Origin of the sequence: Kocuria sp. 2SI (genome assembly GCF_005502825.1) — a bacterium.
Taxonomy (GTDB): Bacteria; Actinomycetota; Actinomycetes; order Actinomycetales; family Micrococcaceae; genus Kocuria; species Kocuria palustris.
In genome coordinates this window covers 175,229-199,242 of sequence record NZ_SCNB01000002.1, presented here as the reverse complement: position 1 = coordinate 199,242, position 24,014 = coordinate 175,229, and the positions used below count along the sequence as shown (strand labels likewise).

Genomic DNA, 24,014 nt, shown 5'->3' with positions numbered 1-24,014 from the left:
GCAGTGCTTCCTTCCGGACAGGGGGCCGCAGGGCGGTTCGCCGCGCGTCGGTCGATGGATCAGGGGAGGTCCCGACCGGGCGGCCAGACGACGGCCACCGGTGTCCCGAGCACTCTATCCGCCCGGACCAGGCCTCCGCCCGGTGCGCCGAGCAGTGACCGGGAATCCACGGAGACCGATCGGTGATCGCCCAGCAGCCACAGGCGTCCGTCCGGCACGACGACCTCGAACTCGGTCTCGCTGGGGGCATCGCCCGGGAACAGGTAGGGCTCCTCGAGCGGCTCCCCGTTGACCGTGAGACGGCCGTCGGCCGCGCAGCAGGCCACGGTGTCGCCGGGCACCCCGATCACTCGCTTGACGAAGATGTCGTCCGTCGGTCGGATCCCCGCCCAGCTGGCCAGCCGCTGACCCGCCTCCACCAGGGGCGGGTCAGCGTCGACGGGGGCGAACGATCCGCGTCCGTCGAAGATCACGAGGTCCCCGCGCTGCAGCTGCGAGGCATCGACCATCTGATCGGAGAGGATCCGGTCCCCCGGCTCGATCGTGGGCTGCATGGACTGCGAGCCGACGTAGTAGATGTCGAGCACCCACGTGCGCACGCCGATCAGCACGACGAGCGCGGCGATCACCGCCACGAGCACCAGCCGCCAGCCGCGGCTCCAGCGCTCGAGCAGGGACGTCCGCTGCGGATCGGAGGGACCCTGAGACGACGAGGACCCGGCCGGAGCCGGGTCCTCGTGCGTGCTGCGCTCAGCCAATCGATCGGCTCCCCGCGACGGCCCCGCCCCGAGGGGCGCAGCATGCCATGGGGAGGGTGATCAACGCTTCTCGCGGATGCGAGCAGCCTTGCCGTGGCGATCGCGCATGTAGTACAGCTTGGCCCGGCGGACGTCGCCGCGGGTCAGGACCTCGATCTTGTCGATCACCGGCGAGTGCACCGGGAAGGTGCGCTCCACGCCGACGCCGAAGGAGACCTTGCGGACCGTGAAGGTCTCGCGGACGCCCTGGCCCTGACGGCCCACGACGAAGCCCTTGAACACCTGCACACGAGAGCGATTGCCCTCGATGATGTTGACGTGCACGTTCAGGGTGTCGCCCGGCCAGAACTCGGGGATGTCGCTGCGCAGCGACTTGGCATCGAGATCATCAAGGATGTTCATGGTGCTTCTCCTGGCGGACACCGCAGGTCGCCCGCGTGAGGTCTTCGGCACAGCGCTGGCCCTGGCGGATGTCCCGTGGGCTTCGCGTGCCGCGAGTCGTGTGCTTGCCGCCGATCTCCATGGAGGGATCAGGCGGTGCGTGCGCTGTTGAGGTCGCTCTTCCCCCTGCGGCAGGGGCGTGCCCAGCGCACACGCGAGCGACTATTATGCCACAGCGGGCCGCCGAACTCACGCTGCGCGGCCCGGGGATTCACTGCGCGGCTCCCGGCTCCCAGCCCAGCTCCTGGAGCACCGCGCGGTCGTGCTTGTCGAGGGTCTCCGGGTCCAGCTGCTCGAGAAGGTCGGGACGCCGAGCGGCCGTGCGCCGCAGCTGCTCGTCCCGTCGCCAGCGCGAGATCTTGGCGTGATGGCCCGAGAGCAGGACCTCGGGGATGGGCCGATCCCGCCACAGGGCGGGCTTGGTGTAGACGGGGTACTCGAGCAGCCCGTCCGAGTGCGACTCCTCCACGAGGGACTCCGGGTTGCCGATCACCCCGGGCACCAGGCGGGCGATGGCCTCGACCATGGCCAGCACGGCGACCTCTCCCCCGTTCAGGACGTAGTCGCCCAGGGACATCGGCCGGACCTCGAAGCGCTCGTGCGCCCAGTCGAGCACGCGCTCGTCGATCCCCTCGTAGCGTCCGCACGCGAAGACCAGGTGCTCGCGTCCGGCCAGCTCGTAGGCGGTCGACTGTCGGAAGACCTCCCCCGCCGGAGACGGCACGACCAGCACGGGACGCGGCCGCTCGACCTGGCCCGCGTCCGATGACTCCAGGACGCCCTCGAGCGCGCGCGCCCACGGCTCGGGCTGCATGACCATGCCCGCCCCGCCGCCGTAGGGCGTGTCATCGACGGTGCGGTGCCGGTCGGTGGTGACCTCCCGCAGGTCGGTGACCGTCAGGTCCAGGAGGCCGTCGCGCCGGGCCTTGCCGATCAGCGACAGGTCGAGCGCGGCCAGGTACTCCGGGAAGATGCTGATGACGTCGAGCTTCACGGGCGCTGGTCCTGGGTCTGCCCGGGAAGCTCGACACCGCTGAGATCGGCCGGCTCGCCGGTCTCGGCAGCGCGTTCGGCGGCCTCGCCCTCGGTGCCCTGCGATGCCTCCAGATCCAGCAGACCGGGCGGCGGGTCGATGACCACGCGCGCCGCGTCGGGGTCGACCTCGAGCACGATCTGCTCGACGAACGGCACCAGGCCCTCCTGCCCGTCCGCCAGCTCGAGCTCGAGCAGGTCCTGGGCCGGCAGAGTCCGCAGCCCGGTGACCCTGCCGACCGCGGCGGGCTCGCGCCCCTCGGCCTCGGCGCGCTCCAGCTCGGCGGCCAGCACGACGTCCAGTCCGAGCAGCTCGTGCTCGTACCAGGCGTCGTCGTCCTGGTCGTCGTCCTCGGACTCGGCCCACAGGCGGGACTCGCGCAGCAGCTCCGCGGCATTGCGATCCTTCACGGAGGTGAAGCCGAGCACCATGACCGACTTGTTCCACCGGGCCGAGGAGATCTCGAGGGTCCCGGTCGGCGCGAGTCGGGCCGCCTGGTCGGTGGCGGCCTCGAGCTGCAGGACGGCGCCGGGCGCGCAGCGCCCCTGGGGATCGTCGGTGAACAGCTGGACGGTGACTTCGCCGCGGATGCCGTGCGGCTTGCCGATGCGGGCGACCTGGACCTTCACGCAGTGCTCCTTGCGCACGGGATGCCCGTGCTGATGGTTCGTGGCCCCTCGCTGAGGAGGGGGCGGGATGACGACGGCCCCCGCGCCCTTGCGGGACACGGGGGCCGTGTTCGGTGCACGATCGCTCGTGCCGGATCCGTGCGGACCCTCTCGCCTCAGCGTCGGCGGTCGGTGTCGACCACGTCGACCCGCACGCCCTCGGACTCGGACAGGGCGCTGATCACGGTGCGCAGCGAAGCCGCCGTGCGGCCGTGGCGCCCGATCACGCGACCGAGGTCATCCGGATGCACACGCACCTCGAGGGACTCGCCGCGTCGACCGTTCTTGGCGGTGACGTCGACGTCCTCGGGGTTGTCCACGATGCCGCGGACCAGGTGCTCCAACGCGTCGGCGAGCATGATCACTCGGCCTTCTCGGCCTCAGCCGGAGCATCCTCGGACTCGGCGGAGTCCTCGGTCTTCTCGGCCTTGGGGGTGATCGCCTCGGGGATGATCACGGAGCCCTTGTCCTCGGCCACGAAGGCGGCCTTGGACTCCGGCTGCTGCAGGGTGCCCTCGGCGCCCGGCAGGCCCTTGAACTTCTGCCAGTCGCCGGTCACCTTGAGCAGGGCCAGGACGGTCTCCGACGGCTGAGCGCCGACGCCGAGCCAGTACTGCACGCGCTCAGAGGTGATGCGGATGAGCGAGGGGTTCTCGGTCGGCTGGTAGATGCCGACCTCCTCGATCACGCGACCATCGCGCTTCTTGCGGGAATCCACGACGACCACGCGGTAGCGGGGATCGCGGATCTTGCCCATGCGCTTCAGACGAATCTTGACTGCCACTTGTGCAATCTCTCCTTGGTATTCAGGTACGGATGCACCGGTCACGCTCCCGTGGGGCGGGCCGATCTTGAGGTGCACCCTGTGGACGCGAATCCGGGCGGAGAGAGGGTCCGCTCGTTTCGGGTACCCAGCTATTGTGCCAGATCTGTCAAGGCTGCAGGCGATGACGCCTCGGTACCCGGTGCGAGTCCGCTCACGCTTGCCGGAGGCGCCGTCTCAGTCCTCGAGCCGCATCGCCTGGCGCCAGGACAGCGAGCGCCCGCCCTGGAACACCGCGCGCTGGTAGACCCGCTCTCCGATCCGCAGCATGGCCCAGCCGAAGGCGCCGCACACGGCCAGGGCCGCGAAGGGCTCCCACACGGCCGCCTCGCCCTCCAGGAGGCGCACCGGCATGGCGATCGACGAGATGATCGGGACGTAGGAGGCGACCGTCAGCCAGGTGCCGGTGCCCATGAGCCCCGCCAGCATGGCGACGACGAGCACTGTCATGATCGGCGTCATGGACGTGTTCAGGTCCTCGCTGCGCGAGGCCAGTGCGCCGAGGGCCGCCCAGATCGTCGCCTGCGCGGCGAAGCCCACGACGAAGAACGCGATGAACCAGCCGGAGGCCGACAGCGCCCAGCCGAGGTCGTCCGTGAGCCCGAGCAGCGAGGCCGTGAGGAGACCGGCGCCTGCGAACAGACCCATCTGCGCGAACGCCATCACGCAGTTGCCGAGCACCTTGCCGTAGAGGATCTGGCGCACCGGGATGGCCGTGGCCAGGATCTCGACCACGCGGTTCTGCTTCTCCTCCAGGACGGAGTTGGCGATCGCCGTCCCGAACATGATCGCCGCCATGTAGAACAGCATCGCGAAGACGTAGCGCAGCACGAACGAGGCCGCGGTATCCCTGCTGTCCGACCCCTCGCCGATCTGCTCGACCCGCACCTCGGAGCCCTGCGCGAGCTGATCCATCGAGGTGCCCGCGCTGGCCGCGTTCGCGGCGATGGTCGCGCTGGAGACCGACTGCGTCACGGCCTGCTCGAGGACCGGATCGAGGGAGCCGTCGCCGAGCAGGACCCACGAGCCGTCCTCGTGGACCAGAGCCGCGTCCACGTCGCCGTCGTCGAGCAGCTGCTCGGCCTCCTGACGCGTCGCCTCCCGCGGACTCGCCGAGTCGTCGTCCGACAGGCTGTCATCGACGGCCTCGACCATCTCGACCGAGCCGGCGCCCACCGCCGCGATCTCGTGCTCGCTGCCCGAATCCGTGCCGGAGAGCAGCGAGGAGGCCACGAGGCCTCCGACGATCAGCACGAGCGTGACCGCCGTGGAGATCAGCACGGAGCGGTTGCGGACCTTCACGGCCAGCTCCCGCATCATCACGGTCAGCCACGGACGCTCGACGGTGCGACCGGGGCCGCCGGCCTTCTCGGAAGCACCGGGTGCGGAGGAATCGGGTCCGTCGGATCGGGTCGCAGAGCTCATCGGGTCACCTCGCGGTAGATCTCGGAGAGGGTGGGCGCCAGGTCGGTGAACTCCTGCAGGCCGCGCTCCAGCGCTCGGCGCAGCAGCTCGGCGCGTGCGGCGTCGTCGTCCAGGCGCACGACGGCCCGGCAGCCGTCGAGGTCCTCGACCTGCACGCCGTGGACATCGCGCACCCATCCGACGTCCTCGCTGCATCGCAGGCGATGTGACAGCGGGCGGGCGGCGCGCAGCTCGTCGGCGGTGCCGTGCTCCAGCACGCGGCCGCCGGAGAGGATCACCATGGAGTCGCACAGCCGGTCCACGAGGTCGAGCTGGTGGGAGGAGAAGAGGACGGGGACGCCGCGGGCCATGTGCTCGCGCAGCAGCTCGACCATCGAGTCCACGGCCACCGGGTCCAGCCCGGAGAAGGGCTCGTCGAGGATCAGGGCGGACGGGCTGTGCAGCAGGGAGGCCGCCACCTGGACGCGCTGCTGATTGCCGAGCGAGAGGGTCTCGAGCTTGTCCTTGGGCCGATCGGCCAGATCGAAGCGCTCGAGCAGGCGCTGGGCCTCGCGCAGAGCCTGGGCGCGCTCCATGCCGTGCAGCTGACCGAGGTAGCCGAGCTGGTCCAGGATCCCCTGCTTGGGATACAGCCCGCGCTCCTCCGGCATGTACCCGAACCCCACGCGGTCGGCGGCGGTGATCGGGCGGCCGTCCCAGAGCACCTGCCCGGAATGGATCCGCAGCACGCCCATCATCATGCGCATGGTCGTGGTCTTCCCGGCGCCGTTGGCCCCGATGAACCCGGTCATGCCCCCGGGCTCCACGGTGAAGGAGACGTCGTCGACGGCGGTCTTCTCGCCGAACGTGCGGGTCAGGCCTCGGACCTCCAGCCGATGGCCCCGGCTGGGCGGCGAGTAGGTGGTGCTGCGGCTCGCGGCGACGTGGGAGGGCGTCTCCTGCGCTGTCTGCGTGCTGCTCACGTGGGCTCCTGAGCTCTCGGCCTCAGCGCCGGGGCAGCTCCCCCAGCGCAACTGGGACCAGCCTAGGGACGGGCCTCGCCGCGGTCCTCCGCCGTGCGACGGAATCTCCGGGGCAGCCCAGCGGCTGGCCATGGACGACGCCTCCGCCGCGAGGCGGAGCGGCCCGAGATCGTGCGCTTCAGGACCCGACGACGCCGGCCCGGTGCGCCAGCACGACGGCCTGGACCCGATCACGACTGCCAGTCTTGGCCAGCACGTTCGACACATGGGTCTTCACGGTGGCCGAGCCCACGAACAGGCGCTGGGCGATCTCGGCGTTGGACAGCCCCTCGGCCATGAGCCGAAGGATCTCGGACTCCCGCTCGGTCAGGCCCTCCAGCAGACGGCGATGCTCCTCGGACGGACGCCCCGGGCCCGATGCGCCGACTTCGGTGGTTGGGCCGGCGGAGGGATTGGTCGCCGTCGTCCCGGTCTTGCGCTGCGCAGCGGCTGCCGACGTCGGCGCGGCTGCGCCGTGGGGGGCGGAAGCGCCCGGAGCCGCTGCGTCCGCGGCGACCCACCGCTGGATCACCCGCACCGTGGCCTCCGGAGCCAGCAGCGCGTGACCGTCGGCCACCGAGCGCACGGCGTCGACCAGATCGTCCGGGTCGGCGTTCTTGAGCAGGAAGCCCGAAGCACCGGCGCGCAGCGCCTCGAACAGGTAGTCCTCCCGGTCGAAGGTCGTGAGGATGATGACCTTGGCTCCGCCTGCGGCCACGATGCGCCGGGTGGCCTCGAGCCCGTCCATGTCAGGCATCTGCACGTCCATCAGCACGACGTCGACACCGCCCTCGGCGACCTTCTCCACGGCCTGGCGACCATCGGCGGCCTGGCCCACGACCTCGAGGTCGTCCTCGACGGAGAGCACCATGGCGAAGCCTGAGCGCACGAGAGCATGGTCATCGGCCAGCAGCACAGAGGTCATGGCTGTGATCCTCTCATCCCGAGTCGGGTGCCTCGGGACCGAGCCTCTCGAGCGGGAACCTCGCCCGCACGCGCCAGCCGGGCCCGGGATCCCGGCTGCCGATCTCCACTGTCCCGCCGTGGAGCTGGACCCGTTCGCGCAGTCCTCGCAGTCCGAAGCCGGTGCCGGCGCTGCCCGCACGGGGCCTTCCCCCGTCCAGCACCTCGAGCTCGATCGCCTGCGCTGCCCCGGAGCCGTGGTCGTCACGGCGGATGCTGCGGATCACGACCTCGGCGCTGGTGGCGGTGGAATGGCGCACCACGTTCGACAGCGCCTCCTGGACGCAGCGGTACATGGACAGCCCGAGGGCCGGCGGCAGCTCAGCGGCCTCTGCCCCGTCGACCCAGGTCACCGTCACCGACAGGCCGCGCTGGGCGTGCTCGCGTGCGAGCTGCTCGATCTCCTCCAGCCGGGGCCCGGGGCTCGTCGCCGGCGCCGGCTCCGCTCGCGGCTGTCCATCGGCGGCCTCCGCGTCCGAGTCCGCTCGCAGGACGCCCAGCAGCTGCCGGGTCTCGCTCACGGCCTGGCGGCTGGATCCCTCGATCGAGCGCAGCGCCTCGGCCGCCAGCTCGGAATCTCGGTGCAGGACCTTCCGGGCGGCCCCGGCCTGGATCCCGATGGCCGAGACGTGGTGGGCGATCACGTCGTGCAGCTCGCGGGCGATCCGCAGGCGCTCATCGACGACGGCCTGCCGGGCCAGGCGCTGCGACTGGCTGCGCAGCTGCTCGGCCTGCGCGCGGTTCTGATGGTCCCGCAGCGCCGAGCGCCACGAGGTCCACCCCAGGAAGATCGTGATGCCGAAGCCCAGGATGTTGAGCAGGAAGGAGTAGGCCGAATAGGCGGACATGGGCTCGAAGGGCCCGGCCTCGGAGTCGAGCTCCTCGACCATCTCCGCGTACGAGCCCGTGATGGCCAGGTCGATGCCCACCCACAGCAGCAGAAGGACCAGGAACAGGGCCACGATGATGCGCACGACCTGCCGCGACGGCCCCCAGGCCACGAGCGTGTAGACCGCGACGTACAGCCCGAGCACCGTCCCCGACTGACCCGCCGCCATGGGTGTCAGGTAGTAGCCGATCACGTAGACCGCCGTGGAGACCACCATGACCGCAGCGGGCCAGCGGCGGCGCCCGGCCAGCGGCAGGATCTGCAGCGCGACCATGAGATAGCCCAGCCAGCGGGGTCGGTTCTCGCTCGTGCCGGCGAAGCTCTCGAGCAGGGCCAGGATGAGGGCGGCCACCGCGAACAGGGCCAGGGCCCCCAGGACATCGCGGCGCAGCCCCGTGGCACCGGGCCCGGGACGGCGCCAGTCCGGATCCGAGGGGTCGGAGAGGACCCCGATCAGGCGCTCGGCGGTCGTGGGCCGGGACTCGGGTCGCGGAGCCGTCCGGGCGGGAGCAGACGGGGCGACATCCTGGCGGGGGTCCTGGCTGAGCTGCGACACCCCAGCACGCTATCGCCTGCCGCGTCCTGGCAGATCCGTCGCGCGACGGATCTGCCGGCGGCGGCCGCTCAGTCGTGCGATCGGCCGGGCCGCCTGCCGTCTCGACGGCGGCGCTGCCTGCGCAGCACGGCGTAGAGCCCCGACAGCGAGGCCGCATCCGTGAACGCGAGTCCGGACAGCGTGCCGAGCACCAGGCTGCCGCGTCCCCCGCGACGACCCAGGGCGGCGAGCCCGATGCCCACGGCGGTCTGCGCCCCGGCGGCGGCCAGCAGGATCTCCGGGCGCTCGGCCAGCCTGGCCTGCAGGCGGGAGAAGGTGCTGTCGTCCGTGGGCTCCATCCCCAGGCCCTGCATGACGGCCTCACGCATGCTGGTGGGCTCGAACCGCTCCAGCCCCTCGATCTCCGACAGCGGCTTCTGCCCCTCGACGATCTTGGCGGCCAGCACCGGCAGCTCGAGCAGCTGCAGCACGGACTCGAGCACCAGCGAGGAGGTCTCCCCGTCGACGTAGTTGCGCAGGCGCACGGTCTGCACCGGGTCCAGGTCGAAGACCGAGGCCACCGACTCGACGTGCATCTGGGTGGTCTCGCCATCGCACAGCTGGAGGACCTCGCGGGTCAGCCGTGCGGCGGGGGTTCCGTCGTCGTCGATCGAGACCGCAGACCAGGCCGGGCCCCAGGACAGCCCGCAGGCAGCTCGGTCGCCGGAGGACTCGGCCGAGATCCGAGTGGGGTCGGGCCGGGCAGTCTCCGGATGGCGGCCCACGCCGTCAGCGCCGTCGAGCAGGACCTCCAGGGAGCGGGCGGCGCCGTCCGAGGCCAGCGCCACGGCCGTGCCGGCGACTCCGGTGCGCAGAGCCCACCACGAGGCGTCGTCGTCGGGCACGAGCACGGACCAGCCGTCGCGGCTGACCGCGCGGAAGGCGGCGCCGGCGCTGCTGGCCAGCAGGGGCAGCTCGGGAGCATCCAGGTGCAGGATCAGCGCCCGCTGCAGGCGGGGGTGCTGCGGCTCGAGGGTCTGACCGGTGATGCGGTGGACGGAGGCGGCGATCTCCTCGACGCCCTGGCCCGGCACGACCGCTCCGTGCTCGCCCACGGTGGCCGTGCGGCCCTGGTCGTCGACGAGGACCGCGATCTGCAGGTAGTCGGAGCCCTCGGCGGCGGCGGCCACGGCGCGGTGGTGGCCCAGGACCTTGCGGATGCCCTGCGCGGTGGGCACAAAGCCCACGATCTCGGCGGCATCTGCGGTGTTCGGGCCCAGCAGGTCGGAGCCGTCGACGTCCGGCACGGAGCTGCGGCTGCTGATCCGCACCGCCAGAGGCAGCACCGACCAGCCGTCCAGGGCGGAGGTCTTGCGATCCACCGGGGATTCCGCGCGTCGGCGGCCGTGCCGGGCGCCGTCTGCTCCGCCTGCGCCGGCCGCGCCGGAGGACGACGGATGCTGGGGTCCGGAAGAGGGGGTGGTCATGCGCGCCATGCTACCCGCGGGCACTGGACGACCCCGGGGTGCGGGCAGCAGATTCCGCTGAGAGCCTGCGCCGGGGCGTCCTTCAGCCTCCGATCACGAACTCGGACACGCCGCCGGCCTCGAGCTGCTCGAGGCCGCTGAGGATCATCCGTCCCATGCGATCGCCCACGTACCCCAGGATCTCGCCGGGCTCCGCCCAGCGGTGGCTGTCCAGCTCCTCCTCCTGCAGGGTGATCTCGGTGTCCTCGGGGATCACGCCGCCGTCGTAGAGGAACGCGACCGAATCGCCCCAGATGCCGGCGGCGAGCCCGTGGGCCACCACGAGAAGCCGTCCCTCCGGCAGCTGCAGCCCGACCTCCTCGAGCACCTCGCGGAAGCATCCGGTGCGGGGATCCTCCCCGGCCTCGACCGTTCCGCCGGGCAGGGTCCAGCCGTCGCGGTAGTTCGGTTCGACGATCAGCACCCGGCCGTGCGGGTCGCGGATCAGCGCCGAGGACGCCAGGCGGCGGGTCGGCAGAGAGGCGATGAATTCCTTGAGCTCGTTCTCGGGGAGGTACGACGACATGGTGGCGCCTTTCACTCAGCGGCGCGGGGGCAGCTGCGGGGTCACTTGAGGAACTTCTCGAAGCCCTTGGGGAGGTCCTTGAGGTTCTGCTCGGGCTGCTGGGGCTGGCCGAACGACGAGCCCGTGGGTGCCTTGGAGCGGTTCTGCGCGGCGGCGGCCTCCTGCGCGCGCTTGGCCGGATTGCCGGAGCGCGAGCCCTTCTTCTTGGCCTTGGACTTGGAGGACTTGCCGCCGCCCGCGCCGGGCAGCCCCTGCATGCCCTGCATGCCGGCCATGGGGTTGCCGCCCTGCGGTCCCATGCCCGGAGCGCCGCCGCCCATGCCCGGGAGGTTCGGCATGCCCTTGCCCTGGGACATCTTGCGCATCATCTTCTGCGCCTGCCCGAAGCGCTCCATGAGCTGGTTGACCTCCTGCACCGTGGCCCCGGAGCCCTTGGCGATGCGCGCTCGGCGCGAGCCGTTCATGATCTTGGGCGCCACTCGCTCGTGCGGGGTCATGGACTGGATGATGGCCTCGATGCGGGTCAGCGCGGACTCGTCGAAGTTCTCGAGCTGCTCGCGCATTCCGGCCATGCCCGGCATCATGCCGAGCAGCTTCTTCATGGAGCCCATCTTCTTGAGCTGCTGCATCTGGGCCAGGAAGTCCTCGAAGGTGAAGTCCTCCTGGTCGGCGAACTTCTTGGCCATCTTCTGGGCCTCGGCCTGATCCCAGGTCTTCTCGGCCTGCTCGATCAGGGTCATGACATCGCCCATGTCGAGGATGCGCGAGGCCATGCGATCCGGGTGGAACTGCTCGAAGTCCTTCACGCCCTCGCCGGTGGAGGCGAACATGATGGGCTTGCCGGTCACCGAGGCCACCGACAGGGCGGCGCCGCCGCGGGCGTCGCCGTCGAGCTTGGAGAGCACCACGCCGGTGAAGTCCACACCCTCGTTGAAGGCCTGGGCGGTCTGGACGGCGTCCTGGCCGATCATGGCGTCGATGACGAACAGGACCTCGTCCGGCTGGACGGCGTCGCGGATGTCGCGGGCCTGGTGCATCAGGGGCTGGTCGACGCCCAGGCGGCCGGCGGTGTCCACGATGACGACGTCGTAGAGCTTGGAGCGGGCGTGCTCCACGCCCTCGCGGGCCACCTCGACCGGATCGCCGGTGGGGTCGTCGAACTCGGAGGTGGTGCCCGGGTGCGAAGCCCACACCGGCACGCCCGCGCGCTCTCCCACGACCTTCAGCTGGGTCACGGCGTTGGGGCGCTGGAGGTCGGAGGCCACGAGCAGCGGGCGGTGGCCCTGGCTCTTGAGCCAGTACGCGAGCTTGCCGGCCAGCGTGGTCTTGCCGGCGCCCTGCAGGCCCGCGAGCATGATGATCGTGGGCCCGGTCTTGGCCATGCGGATGCGCCGGGTCTGACCGCCCAGGATCTCCTGGAGCTGGTCATTGACGATCTTCACGACCTGCTGGCCCGGGTTCAGCGCCTCGTTGACCTCGGCCGACAGCGCGCGCTCCTTGACGGCGGCGGTGAACTCGCGGACCACGGGCACGGCGACGTCGGCGTCGAGCAGCGCGCGGCGGATCTCGCGCACGGTGGCATCGACATCCGCCTCGGAGAGCTTGCCCTTCCCGCGCAGGTTCTTGAACGTCGCGGTCAAGCGGTCGGAGAGGGAGTTGAACACGTGGTCCTCGCTGTGGATCTTCGATGGTCTGGGGCGGCGGGCCGGCCTGGACGCGCGTCGACGGCGCGACCAGGTGGCCGCGCCGTCGTCGCCCCTGGGGGTGCGCAGTGCGCACCGGATCAGTGCTCCAGGGTAGCAATGCCCGCCGTCAGCACATGCTCGGCTCCTGACGCCGTGCGCTGAAGCGCCTGCGGGACGTGTTCAGACAGCGGACTCGCCGCCCTCCCCCGTGCGCAGCCGCACGACCTCCTCCACGGGGGTGACCCAGACCTTGCCGTCGCCCGCCCGGCCCGTGGTGGCGGCAGCGGCGATCGCGTCGACGACCTCGTGGGCCTGCTGGTCCGTGACGACCAGCTCCAGGCGGGTCTTCTCGATGAGGTCCACCGAGTACTCCGCACCGCGGTAGACCTCGGAGTGCCCTCGCTGGCGGCCGTAGCCGTGGACGTTGGTGACGGTCATGCCCTGGATCCCGAACGCGGCCAGCGCGTCCTTGACGTCGGCGAACTTCTCCTGCCGGATGACGGCGACGACGAGCTTCATGCGCGCTGCTCCTTCTTCTGACGCTCGATGACGTCCTCGAGGCTGCCCGGGACCGGGCGACGGGGGCGGAACGAGCCGGAGGCATCGCCCGCGAGGTTGTAGCCGGACTCCGCGTGCTCGGTGATGTCGATGCCCTCGATCTCCGCATCCGCCGTGATCCGCAGGCCGACGAACGCGCGGATGACCAGGGCGATGACGAGAGTCACGACGGCGCAGTAGATGACCGAGACGACCGTGGCGATGACCTGCGTGCCCAGCAGCCCCAGCCCGCCGCCGTAGAACAGCCCGCCTGCCGACTCCGCGCTCGGGATCGCGATGAAGCCCAGGGCCACGGTCCCCACGATGCCGGAGACCAGGTGCACGCCGATCACGTCCAGGGAGTCGTCCATCCCGATCCGGTACTTCAGCGCGACCGCGACCGCGGAGCACATGCCGGCGACCAGGCCCAGGACCATGGCCCAGAACGGGGAGACATCGGCGCAGGCGGGGGTGATGGCGACCAGACCGGCCACCGCGCCAGAGGCGGCGCCCAGGGAGGTCGGGTGGCCGTCGCGGACCCGCTCGACCAGCAGCCAGCCCAGCATCGCAGTGGCCGGGGCGGCCATGGTGTTGACCAGGATCAGGCCGGCCTGCTCGGGGGTGGCCGCAGCACCGACGTTGAAGCCGAACCAGCCGAACCACAGCAGGGCCGCGCCGAGCATGACCAGGGGGAGGTTGTGCGGGCGCTGGCCCGAGTCCTTCCCGAATCCCTGTCGCGGGCCGATCAGCAGGATCAGGATCAGCGCCGCCACGCCGGCGTTGATGTGCACCACCAGCCCGCCCGCGAAGTCGATCGCCTCGCCGAAGCGGGAGCCGATCGCCCCATCGGCGCCCAGCAGGCCCCCGCCCCAGACCATGAACGCCAGCGGCGCGTAGACCAGGGTGGTCCACACCGGCACGAACAGCAGCCAGGCGCTGAAGCGCATGCGGTCTGCCACGGCTCCGGAGATCAGCGCGACCGAGATGATCGCGAACGTGCAGGAGAACGCGACGCCCAGCAGATCGCTGGTGCCGATCAGGTCCTCCAGCCCCGGCGCCTGCAGAGGGCTGCCCGCCAGGCCTCCCAGGATGGGCTCGCCGCCGGAGATCGACCACCCCCACAGGATCCACACCGGGATCACCAGACCCAGGGCGGCAAAGGACATCATCATCATGTTCAGCACGCCCTTGGCACGGGTCATGCCCCCGTAGAACAGGGCCAGTCCCGGCGTCATCAGCAGCACCATGGCGCTGGCGACCACGGTCCACACATCGACCGCGCTCAGCGTCGTCTCGTCCATCGTCAGTCTCTCCTCGCGTCTCGGGCCCTCTCGGGCGCTGCACATGAGTCAAGCGAGGTCATGAGTCACCGGCGTCGCACCGTCGTTTCCGGCGTGTGACAACACGCGCTCGTTCGTGTCGGGCATGTGAACGGGGCTGCGGTCATCGAGCAGCGTCCGCGCGTCCTGAGTACGGCGGAGACAAGACGAGTGGCCCCGCAGTGTGCGTCTGAGCTGCTGGACGAACACTGCGAGGCCACTCGATCTGTGGGATCACACCAGGGGGCCTACTCGAGCAGGGCGTCCACGAACTGCTCGGCGTCGAACGGGGCGAGGTCATCGGCGCCCTCGCCCAGGCCGATGAGCTTGACCGGGGCGCCCAGCGCGCGCTGGATCGCCACGACGATGCCGCCCTTGGCGGTGCCGTCGAGCTTGGTGAGCACGATGCCGGTCACGTTCACGGCCTCGGAGAAGACCTTGGCCTGCGTCATGCCGTTCTGCCCGGTCGTGGCGTCGATGACCAGCAGGACCTCGTCGACCTCGGCGGCCTTCTGGACCACGCGCTTGATCTTGCCGAGCTGGTCCATGAGCCCTGCCTTGTTCTGCAGGCGCCCGGCCGTATCGATCATGACGACGTCGACCTCCGAGTCGATGCCGGTCTTCACGGCATCGAAGGCCACGGAGGCGGGATCGGCGCCCTCCACGTCGGAGCGCACGGTCGGCACGCCCACGCGGTTGCCCCAGGTCTGCAGCTGATCCGCGGCCGCGGCGCGGAACGTGTCGGCCGCACCGAGCATGACGTCCTTGTCCTCGGCCACGAGCACGCGCGCCAGCTTGCCCACGGTCGTGGTCTTGCCCACGCCGTTGACGCCCACCACGAGCATCACGGCCGGGGTGTCGCCCTTGCGGGTCACGGCCAGGGAGCGGTCCATCGACGGGTCGACGAGCTTGAGCAGCTCCTCGCGCAGCATGGCCCGCACGTGGTTCGGGTCCTGCGTGCCCTCGGCCTTGACCCGCACCTGCAGGTTCTCGACGAGCTCCATCGAGGCGTCGGTGCCGAGGTCCGCCATGAGCAGCGTCTCCTCGATCTCATCCCAGACGTCCTGGTCGATGTGATCGCGGGACAGCAGCGCCAGGAGGCCGCGGCCGAACACGTTGTTGGACTTGGCCAGGCGCCCGCGCAGGCGCGCCATGCGGGAGCCGGCGGATTCGGGGGTGTCCAGCGACGGCGCCTTGGCCTCGGTCGCGGCTGCCCCTCCGGCCCGGGCATGCTCACCCGAGCCGTCGCCGGCAGCGCTCGGCGCCGGGTCATCGGCGTCTCGGGTCGAGTCGTAACCGCCGGGAGGCGCCTTGGGCCCGCGCAGCAGCACGAAGCCCAGCAGCGCCAGCACCACCACGGCGATCAGCACGTACACGAAGACAGGGATCTGAGCGAGTATCTGGTCCACGTCCCCCATTGCACCACGATTCGGCGGGGGCCGCCGAGGGGCAGTGCCCGCACTCGCCTGCGGCGTCAGCGCCCTCTCCTAGACTGCGCTGGTGATGGCCTCCTCCTCTTCCTCCCCGGACCCCGCTGCGCGCAGGTCCTCCGACCGGTCGTCGCGATCGAAGTCTCCTGCCCGGACCCCGGTGCCGCGGGAGATCCTGGTGCTGATCGCCGCGGCCTTCGCGATCGCGGTCGGCTACGGCCTGGTGGCCCCGGTGCTGCCCCAGTACGCCTCGAGCTTCGGCGTGGGGGTGGCCGCCGCCTCAGCCGTCGTCTCGGCCTTCGCATTCTGCAGACTGATGTTCGCCCCGGCCGGCGGTCGCATCCTGGATGCCATCGGCGAACGCCGGACCTATCTCATCGGCCTGGTGATCGTGGCGCTGTCGTCGTTCGCCACGGCGTTCGCCGGCTCCTACTGGCAGCTGCTGCTCTTCCGCGGCCTGGGCGGACTCGGCTCCACCATGTTCACCATCTCCGCCATGGGCCTGATCGTGCGCCTGGCGCCGCCGGATTCGCGCGGGCGGATCTCGGGCATGTACGCCTCCACATTCCTGATCGGTGGGATCCTGGGGCCGGTGATCGGCGGGCTGCTGGCGGGATTCGGCATGCAGGCGCCGTTCCTCATCTACGGGGCCGCGATCCTGCTGGCCGCCGGTGTGGTCTTCTGGCAGATCCCCCCGCAGTCGCTGCAGGATCGGGCGGCCGCCAAGGCCCAGGTGCGTATGAGCTTCCGCGAGGCCTGGCAGTTCGGGGCGTATCGGGCTTCGCTGATCTCGGGCTTCGCCAACGGATGGACCTCCATGGGGATCCGCGTGGCGCTGATCCCGCTGATCGCCTCCGCCGTCTTCGGCGCCGGACCTGCCCTGTCCGGCGTCGCACTGACGGTGTTCGCCGCCGGCTCCGCCGTGGCGCTGTCGTTCTCGGGCCGGATCTCCGACTCCGTGGGCCGCAAGCCGCTGGTGATCAGCGGACTGGTGCTGGCCGGCGTGATGACAGCGGTGATCGGGTTCACGGACAGCGTGTGGATCTTCGCGGTGGCCTCCTTCCTCTCCGGAGTGGGCTCCGGAACCCTCAATCCGGGGCAGCAGGCGGCCGTGGCCGATGTCATCGGCCCGCAGCGCTCCGGCGGCACCGTGCTCTCGCGATTCCAGATGAGCCAGGACGCCGGGCAGATCCTGGGCCCGATCCTGGCCGGGGCCCTCGTGGATGCCGCCGGTTTCGGCCCGGCCTTCCTGGTCTCCGGCGTGCTGATGGGTGTTGCCGCGCTGGCCTGGACCCCGGTGATGGACACCCTCAAGCGCCCCGACGTCGACGCCGTCCCCACCGGCTCCGTCCCCCGTGTGTCCGACGAGGAGCGCGAGGACTCCTGACCCCGAGCTCCCCTCGGGAACTTCCATCGAGTGGCCCCGCAGCGTGCCCTCACCATCGAGTGGCCCGGAAGTGTCCGTTTCGCGGTTGAGAAGCACACGCCCAGGCCATTCGACGTGGAAGAGCGGGGCTAGCGCATCTCCTTGAGGCGCTGGCCCAGGACGGTGGTGACGCCGTCGCGCATGGTCACGCCGTAGACGGCGTCGGCGATCTCCATGGTGCGCTTCTGGTGGGTGATCACGATCAGCTGCGAGGTCTCCTGCAGCTGCTGGAAGATCGTCAGCAGCCGGCCCAGGTTGCGGTCATCCAGGGCGGCCTCGACCTCGTCCATGATGTAGAACGGCGAGGGCCGGGCGCGGAAGATCGCCACGAGCATCGCGATCGCCGTCAGCGACCGCTCACCGCCGGACAGCAGCGACAGCCGCTTGATCTTCTTGCCCGCCGGGCGCGCCTCCACGTCAATGCCCGTGTTGAGCATGTCAGCAGGATCGGTCAGCCTCAGCCGCCCCTCACCGCCGGGGAACAGCGTCCCGAACACGGTGATGAACTCGCGCTCGACGTCGTGCCAGGCCTCGGTGAAGACCTGCTCCACGTGCTCGTCGACGTCGCGGATGATCTGCCGCAGATCGGCCCGGGAGCGGTGCAGGTCCTCGAGCTGCTCGGAGAGGAACGCGTGGCGCTCCTCCAGGGCCGCGAACTCCTCGAGCGCCAGCGGATTGACCTTGCCGAGCTTGGCCAGATCGCGCTCCGCCGACGCCAGCCGCTTCTCCTGCTGCTCGCGCACGAACGGGATGCCCACCGGCTCGTCGTAGAGATCCTCCTCCGGCTCCTCCCCGTCCGAAGTGTCCGGGGTTCCCGACGACGGCACCGACTCCCCCTGCTTCTCCGCCAGCTCCTCCGGGGTGATCCCGTGCTGCTCGGCCTCGAGCTCGCGGCGCGCAGCTGCGGCGGCGGCGCGCTCATCGCGGCGCTGCGAGGCCTCCAGGATGGCGTCGGCATCAGGGATGGGCAGGTGCGGGCCGTAGTTGTCGATCAGGGCGTCGGGGGTCAGCCCGAGCTCGTCCAGCGAGCGCTGCTCGAGGGTCTCGATGCGGGCGCGCTTCTGGGTGCGGGCGACCTCGTCGCGGTGGACCTCGTCGGTGAGCTGGGCCAGCCGAGAGGCAAGGCCGTCGTTGGCGGTGCGCACCTCCTGCAGCTCGGCGTCCAGGGCCTGGCGGACCTGCTCGGCATGCTGCCGCTCGGCCTCGGCCCGCTCCACGGAGGCGTCGATGCGCACGAGGATCTGGCGCACAGCGGCCAGCACGGCCTCGGCGCTGCGCGCCTGCTGCCGCCGCCTCTCGGCACGGCGGGCCGCCTCCTCCCGGGCGCGGCGCTCGGCGGCGGCGGCCCGCTCCTGCGAATGCGCGCGGTTGCCCAGTGCTCGGGCCTGCTCCTCGAGCGACCGCAGCGCCAGCCGGGCTTCCGTCTCTGCCTGCCGTGCCTGGGTCGCCTCGCGCTGCGAGGAGTCGCGGCGCGCCACGGCCTCCAGGTGGGCGCGCTCGGACTCGTCGTCGTCGTGGTCCTCCTGGGCGGCCTCCAGGCGCGAAAGCGCCTCGTCCAGAGCGCGCTGATGCGCGGCCACCTGGTCCTGGGTCTCGGCGACCTGGCGCTGGAAGCGATCCGACTCAGCCTGAGCGGAGTCCAGCACGGCCTCGGTCCGCGAGGACGCTCCGGCGGCATCCCGCTCGGCCTTCTCGGCCTCCTGCGCCGCCTTGCGCGCAGCTTCGGCCTGAGGGCGCAGGCGGTCCCGCTCCGCAGCAGCCGACTGGGCGGCCTCCGTCGCCTGATCCAGCGTCTGCCGCAGTTGAGCCAGCTCGGCCTCCGCGGCCTCGGCCTGCGCGCGGATCTCCAGGGAGCCGGCCGCCTCCCGCGCTCCACCCCAGGCGCTGTGCGGGGCGAAGACGTCGCCGTCGCGGGTCACGACGCGCACCTGCGGATGATCGCCGGTCAGGCGCACCGCGGTGGCCGCGTCCGAGACCAGCACGGTCCCGGCCAGCTCCGCGCGCACGCGCTGCACGATGGCCTCCGCAGCATCCCCCGCTCCCGACGCCGCCTCGACGGCCTCGGCCGCCGGCACGACGCCCGCGTAGCCCCGGATCTCGTCCGGCAACTCTGAGACGGGCGCCGCAGATCCGCCCGCCACGAGCATGTGCACGCGCCCGGCATCCGCCTGGCGCAGAGATTCGAAGATGCCCGCTGCCGCCGCGTGCGAGCGCACCGCGAGCGCCTCGGCCAGCGGACCTAGGGCCGCCGTCAGCGCACGCTCCCAGCCGGCGGAGATCGTAAGGACCTCGGCCACTGCAGCCACCACAGCATCGGTGGACTGCGCCTTGACGGCCTCGGTGCCGTCGGGCTGGCGGACCGAGGCCCGCAGCGTCTCGGCGCGGGCGGCCTGGGTGTCGTGGGCGCGCACCGCCTCGGTGCGAGCGGCCTCGGCCTGGCGGTGCAGCTCCCGGGCGGCGTCGAAGGCCTCGACCGCTTCGTCGCGCTCGGAGGCCGCCCGGCGCGAGGCCTCGGCGGCGTCCTCGGCGGCTGCGCGCAGCGTCTCCACCTGGCTCAGCGCACCCATGCGGCGCTGGGCGGCCTGCTGCTCGGTGCCGCGCAGCCGCTCGAGCTCGTTCTCGGCGGCCTCGACCCGCGAGCGCGCAGCGCCCACGCCGCCGGAGAGCTTGGCCACGCCCTCGCGGCGATCGGCGGCGGCCTGCAGGATCGCGGTGACCGCCTTGTCGGCCTCGCTTGCCTGCGCCTCGCTGTCCTCGCGGTCCTGGATGGCCTCGGCCAGGGTGTCCACGGCTTCTTCGACCTGCTCCAGTGCCGACTTCTCCTCCTCGCGGGTGCGCGCGGCCTGCCCGGCCAGCCGGTCCGGGTCGCGGTCCGAGGAGGGCTGCTCCTCCGTGGCTCCGAGCAGTCTCCGCCGCTCCCCTGCCAGCTGCTCGAGCGAGCGGTGCCGCTCGCGCACCGAGGTCAGCTCGTACCAGGTCTCGCGCGCCGCCGTCACCGCCGGTGTGGCCTGCGCGGCGCGGGTCTCCAGCTCGTTCTGGCGGGTGCGGCCCGCCCCCAGACGCCGCTCGGCGTCCTCCTTCTCCTCGCGCAGCCGCTGCTCGGTCTCGATGTCGACGGCCAGCGCGGACTGCGCCTGCACCAGGTCATCGGCGAGCAGGCGCGAGCGGGCGTCGCGGACGTCGAACTGGATGCGCTGGGCGCGGCGGGCGACCTTGGCCTGACGGCCCAGCGGGGTGAGCTGACGCCGGATCTCGGAGAGCAGGTCGTCCAGGCGGTCCAGGTTGGCCTGCATGCCCTCGAGCTTGCGGATCGTGCGCTCCTTGCGCCGCCGGTGCTTGAGGATCCCGGAGGCCTCCTCGATGAAGCCGCGGCGCTCCTCCGGCGTGGCATGCAGGATCCGGTCGAGCTGGCCCTGCCCGACGACCACGTGCATCTCCCGGCCCAGACCCGAGTCCGAGAGCAGCTCCTGGATGTCCAGCAGGCGGCAGGACTGACCGTTGATCGCGTACTCGGAGCCCCCGGTGCGGAACAGGGTGCGCGAGATCGTGACCTCGGTGTACTCGATCGGCAGGGCGCCGTCGGTGTTGTCGATCGTCAGGGCCACGTGCGCTCGCCCCAGGGCCGCCCGGCCCGAGGTGCCGGCGAAGATCACGTCCTCCATCTTCCCGCCGCGCAGCGACTTGGCGCCCTGCTCGCCCATGACCCAGGACAGGGCATCGACCACGTTCGACTTGCCCGACCCGTTCGGGCCGACGACGCAGGTCACCCCGGGCTCGAACTCGAAGCTCGTGGCCGAGGCGAACGACTTGAAGCCGCGCACGGAGAGGGTCTTGAGATGCACCCGGCGAGCCTACCGGGAGGGGGCCGACGACGCCGTCAGCCCGCCCCCGGGTGAGTTCGGCAATGAGATCGCCGGTCAGGAGCCGACCGAGAACACTCTCTGAGCCTGCCTCACTCGGCTGGGCGCCCCTCCGGTCGGGTGCTGTCGCCGACGACCGGCGTGGAGCCGGTGGTCGGCGTGCGGCTGGCCTCCGGTCGGCCGATCGGCTCGTCGCCGTCGCTGCGCACCGGCTGCTGGCCCTGCTCCTGCTCCCCGCCCCGACCGCTCGAAGGGGCGTGCGCGTCCGAGTGACGCTGTCCCGACGGCCCGCCCGGAACATGGCTGCCGCCCGAAGAGGCCAGCGAGCTGCCGGCGCCGACAGTCGCCATCATCCCGGTCTGCGTGGCCATCTCGTCGTTCCAGTGGGGCCCGTCCTCGTCCAAGAAGCCGAGCGGGGCGTGCTCGCCGAAGTGATCGGCGTCGGCCTCGGCCCAGTCCGCGGCCCAGCCACGCGGGGGCTGCTCGAGCAGCTCGCCCTCCCGCAGCCAGTTGTAGATCGAGGCGTAGGAGCGGGTGTTGAGGTGATCCACCCGACGGCGCAGCATCCGCGCGTTGAGCTGCGACGGGGCCTCCACGCCCATGGAGGCCATGATCTGCACGGCCTCGCGGACGGTGAGCTTCTGGTAGTTGTGCACCCGCTTGGCCTTGTCCTCCACGTCCAGTGCGCGCATGAGGCGGGCGTCCTGGGTGGCCACGCCCACGGGGCAGTGGTTCGTGTGGCACTTCTGCGCCTGGATGCAGCCGGTGGCCATCATCATCCCGCGGGCGGACATGGTGAAGTCCGCGCCCTGGATCATGCGCTTGACGATGTCCGAGCCGGAGACCACCTTGCCTGCGGCGCCGATGCGGATCATGTGCCGCAGTCCGGTGCCCACCAGGGCGTTGTGCACGAGCATGAGCCCCTCGGTCAGCGGAGTGCCCACGTGATCGGAGTACTCGAGCGGGGCGGCGCCGGTTCCGCCCTCGGAGCCGTCCACGATGATGTAGTCGGGCGCGATCCGCTCCTCCCACATGGCCTTGCACATGGCCAGGACGTCGGTGCGCGAGCCCACGCAGAACTTGATGCCGATCGGCTTGCCGCCCGAGAGCTCGCGCAGCTGCCCGATGAACCGGACCATCTCGCGCGGGGTCGTGAACGCGGAGTGCGAGGCCGGGGAGATGCAATCCACGCCCTCGGGGACCTCGCGGGCCTCAGCAATCTCGGCGGTGACCTTGGAGCCCGGCAGCACGCCGCCCAGGCCGGGCTTGGCGCCCTGGGACAGCTTGATCGTGATGCCCTTGACCTCGTCGTAGCGGGCCTTCTCGGCGAAGCGCTCGGGGTTGAAGCGCCCGTCGTCGTACCGACAGCCGAAGTACCCGGAGCCGATCTCCCAGAACAGGTCGGCGCCGCTGCCGAGGTGATACTCGGTCAGCCCGCCCTCGCCGGTCTCGTGCACGAACCCGCCCATGGCCGCGCCCTTGTTCATGGCCAGCACGGCGTTCTTGGACAGCGAGCCGAAGGACATCGAGGAGATGCTCATCAGGGGCATCTCGTAGGGCTGAGCGCAGTCCGGCCCGCCCACGCGCACCGTCGGCGGCTCCGCGGCCGGGGCTACCGGGGCGGTGGTGTGCAGCAGGAACTCGTAGCCGATCTCGTCGGTGGCCTTCTCCGTGCCGAAGGCCTTGTGATCGTCCTGGCCCTTGGCGCGGGCGTAGACGATCGAGCGCTGGTCGCGGCTGAACGGCTTGCCCTCGGTGTTCTTCTCGATGAAGTACTGCTGGATCTCGGGGCGGATGGACTCCAGCAGGTAGCGGGCGTGCCCGAGCACGGGGAAGTTGCGCAGGATCGCATGGCGCGGCTGGACCAGGTCCCAGATGCCCAGCCCCAGCAGCAGCAGGGCCACCACGCCCAAGAAGATCCAGGCCCACATGCCCACGAGATAGGCGACGAGGAGGACGAGGGCGAGGGTGACGACGGCCCCGGCCATGAGGAAGCGATTGTTCATGCGCCCATCGTCTCGCATCGGCCCCGGGACGACGAAGCGGCGGACATGGACGCGCTGCCGTCAGGTGATGTCCAGGCGCGTCGATAGACTTCAGGACAGACTCCTCACACCTTCGTCGAAAGCAGTGCCTTGCCAGGGAACTCCATCATCCGCCACAGCAGCGCCTCGCTGCTGTCGATCCAGAAGGTCGAAGCCGACGTCGTCGTCTCCTCCGAGCGCGCAGACGAGCAGCTGCAGAAGACGTTCGAGCGCCTCAAGTTGCCCAAGGGCCTGCTGGAGCGCTTGGCCGGCGTCAAGGAGCACCGCGAGTGGTCCGAAGGCCGCCACTACACCGACGGCGCGATCGAGGCGGCGCAGGCCGCCATGGACCAGGCCGGCATCAGCCCGGATCAAGTGGGCCTGCTGATCAACTGCTCGGTGACCCGCGACGGCTACGAGCCGGCCCTGGCCTCCGGGGAGCACGCCCGGCTGGGCCTGCCCAGCTCGGCGCTGAGCTTCGACATCACCAATGCCTGCCTGGGCTTCATCAACGGGATGACCGTGGCCTCGTCCATGATCGACTCCGGCGCCATCGACTACGCCCTGGTCGTGGCCGGCGAGGATCCCACCCGCTGGCACCGCGAGGCCTTCCGCCGCCTCAGCGGACCGGACGTCACCCGCGCCGAGGTCATCCGGGAGTTCGCCACGCTCACGCTGGGCTGCGGCGCCGCGGCTGCCGTCGTGGGACGGGCGGACAACCACCCCGACGGCCATCGGATCCGCACCTCTGTGACGCGTTCGGCCACCGAGCACTTCGAGCTGTGCGTGGGCGGCTTCGACGGCATGTTCACGGATGCGGGCGGGTTGCTCAAGCACGGCGTCGGCCTGCTCACGGACACGTGGGAGGAGGCCCGCACCCAGGGCTTCGAGTGGGATGACTTCGACTGGGTGGTCGCCCACCAGGTCTCCACCTCCCACACGGACAAGACGGAGGCGGACATCGGGATCCCCGCGCACAAGCTGCCGCGCACCTTCCCGTTCTGGGGCAACGTGGCCTCAGCCGCCCTGCCGATGACCCTGGCGCTGCAGGCCGAGAACGGCTCGTTCCAGAAGGGCGAGCGCGTGCTGGCCATGGGCGTGGGATCCGGACTGAACGCGACCTTCATGGAGATCGACTGGTGAGC

At 71.1% G+C, this 24,014-nt stretch carries 20 protein-coding genes; 2 read left to right on the top strand and 18 right to left on the bottom strand.

Features of this window, described 5'->3' with window-relative positions; genetic code table 11:
* Positions 1–59: 59 nt before the first annotated feature.
* The 16 genes from lepB to ftsY form a co-directional block, all read right to left on the bottom strand.
* On the bottom strand, positions 60–758 hold the full coding sequence (lepB, locus tag FFS25_RS02100; protein WP_006215088.1) for a signal peptidase I: 699 nt from the start codon (positions 756–758) through the stop codon (positions 60–62).
* A 60-nt stretch (positions 759–818) separates the two neighbouring features.
* Positions 819–1,160: a 50S ribosomal protein L19 gene (gene rplS / locus FFS25_RS02095; RefSeq protein WP_006215087.1), complete on the bottom strand. Its 342-nt coding sequence runs from the start codon at positions 1,158–1,160 to the stop codon at positions 819–821.
* 250 nt (positions 1,161–1,410) lie between these two features.
* On the bottom strand, positions 1,411–2,193 hold the full coding sequence (trmD, locus tag FFS25_RS02090) for a tRNA (guanosine(37)-N1)-methyltransferase TrmD (protein ID WP_137801742.1): 783 nt from the start codon (positions 2,191–2,193) through the stop codon (positions 1,411–1,413).
* Positions 2,190–2,861 (bottom strand): ribosome maturation factor RimM, encoded by a 672-nt coding sequence (rimM, locus tag FFS25_RS02085; protein ID WP_061712013.1) that lies wholly within the window; start codon positions 2,859–2,861, stop codon positions 2,190–2,192. Before rimM ends, trmD begins: the two co-directional genes overlap by 4 nt.
* 155 nt (positions 2,862–3,016) lie before the next feature.
* Positions 3,017–3,259, bottom strand: coding sequence for an RNA-binding protein (locus FFS25_RS02080; protein ID WP_040561204.1), 243 nt, complete (start codon positions 3,257–3,259; stop codon positions 3,017–3,019).
* Positions 3,260–3,261: 2 nt separating this feature from the next.
* Positions 3,262–3,684 carry a 30S ribosomal protein S16 gene (rpsP, locus tag FFS25_RS02075; protein WP_137801741.1) on the bottom strand — a complete coding sequence of 141 codons (423 nt, stop codon included), beginning with the start codon at positions 3,682–3,684 and terminating at the stop codon, positions 3,262–3,264.
* A gap of 216 nt (positions 3,685–3,900) precedes the next feature.
* On the bottom strand, positions 3,901–5,148 hold the full coding sequence (locus FFS25_RS02070; RefSeq protein WP_137801740.1) for an ABC transporter permease: 1,248 nt from the start codon (positions 5,146–5,148) through the stop codon (positions 3,901–3,903).
* A complete protein-coding gene (locus FFS25_RS02065) occupies positions 5,145–6,110 on the bottom strand; it encodes an ABC transporter ATP-binding protein (protein WP_137801739.1) in 966 nt (321 codons plus the stop codon). Before FFS25_RS02065 ends, FFS25_RS02070 begins: the two co-directional genes overlap by 4 nt.
* A gap of 178 nt (positions 6,111–6,288) precedes the next feature.
* Positions 6,289–7,074, bottom strand: coding sequence for a response regulator transcription factor (locus FFS25_RS02060; RefSeq protein ID WP_137801738.1), 786 nt, complete (start codon positions 7,072–7,074; stop codon positions 6,289–6,291).
* 13 nt (positions 7,075–7,087) lie between these two features.
* Positions 7,088–8,557 carry a sensor histidine kinase gene (locus FFS25_RS02055; protein ID WP_137801737.1) on the bottom strand — a complete coding sequence of 490 codons (1,470 nt, stop codon included), beginning with the start codon at positions 8,555–8,557 and terminating at the stop codon, positions 7,088–7,090.
* Positions 8,558–8,625: 68 nt separating this feature from the next.
* Positions 8,626–10,023: a hypothetical protein gene (locus FFS25_RS02050; protein WP_137801736.1), complete on the bottom strand. Its 1,398-nt coding sequence runs from the start codon at positions 10,021–10,023 to the stop codon at positions 8,626–8,628.
* A gap of 82 nt (positions 10,024–10,105) precedes the next feature.
* Positions 10,106–10,588 carry an NUDIX domain-containing protein gene (locus FFS25_RS02045; protein WP_137801735.1) on the bottom strand — a complete coding sequence of 161 codons (483 nt, stop codon included), beginning with the start codon at positions 10,586–10,588 and terminating at the stop codon, positions 10,106–10,108.
* Between the two features lie 41 nt (positions 10,589–10,629).
* Positions 10,630–12,252 (bottom strand): signal recognition particle protein, encoded by a 1,623-nt coding sequence (ffh, locus tag FFS25_RS02040; protein WP_137801734.1) that lies wholly within the window; start codon positions 12,250–12,252, stop codon positions 10,630–10,632.
* A 201-nt stretch (positions 12,253–12,453) separates the two neighbouring features.
* Positions 12,454–12,792, bottom strand: a complete 339-nt coding sequence (locus FFS25_RS02035; RefSeq protein WP_024290723.1) for a P-II family nitrogen regulator — start codon at positions 12,790–12,792, stop codon at positions 12,454–12,456.
* Positions 12,789–14,111, bottom strand: coding sequence for an ammonium transporter (locus FFS25_RS02030; RefSeq protein ID WP_137801733.1), 1,323 nt, complete (start codon positions 14,109–14,111; stop codon positions 12,789–12,791). The genes FFS25_RS02035 and FFS25_RS02030 overlap by 4 nt, the downstream gene beginning before the upstream one ends.
* A 266-nt stretch (positions 14,112–14,377) precedes the next feature.
* Complete coding sequence (gene ftsY, locus FFS25_RS02025) at positions 14,378–15,547, bottom strand: signal recognition particle-docking protein FtsY (protein ID WP_137801732.1); 1,170 nt, start codon at positions 15,545–15,547, stop codon at positions 14,378–14,380.
* Positions 15,548–15,632: 85 nt separating this feature from the next.
* Between ftsY and FFS25_RS02020 the strand changes: the two genes are divergently transcribed.
* Positions 15,633–16,946, top strand: coding sequence for an MFS transporter (locus tag FFS25_RS02020; protein WP_137801731.1), 1,314 nt, complete (start codon positions 15,633–15,635; stop codon positions 16,944–16,946).
* A 128-nt stretch (positions 16,947–17,074) separates the two neighbouring features.
* On the opposite strand, the gene smc is transcribed toward FFS25_RS02020, so the two are convergent.
* Positions 17,075–20,827, bottom strand: a complete 3,753-nt coding sequence (gene smc, locus FFS25_RS02015) for a chromosome segregation protein SMC (protein ID WP_137801730.1) — start codon at positions 20,825–20,827, stop codon at positions 17,075–17,077.
* A 110-nt stretch (positions 20,828–20,937) separates the two neighbouring features.
* Positions 20,938–22,851 carry an FMN-binding glutamate synthase family protein gene (locus FFS25_RS02005; RefSeq protein WP_058871225.1) on the bottom strand — a complete coding sequence of 638 codons (1,914 nt, stop codon included), beginning with the start codon at positions 22,849–22,851 and terminating at the stop codon, positions 20,938–20,940.
* Positions 22,852–22,980: 129 nt separating this feature from the next.
* Between FFS25_RS02005 and FFS25_RS02000 the strand changes: the two genes are divergently transcribed.
* Entirely contained in the window at positions 22,981–24,012 is a 1,032-nt protein-coding gene (locus FFS25_RS02000; protein WP_137801729.1) for a 3-oxoacyl-ACP synthase III, read from the top strand.
* Positions 24,013–24,014: the final 2 nt, after the last annotated feature.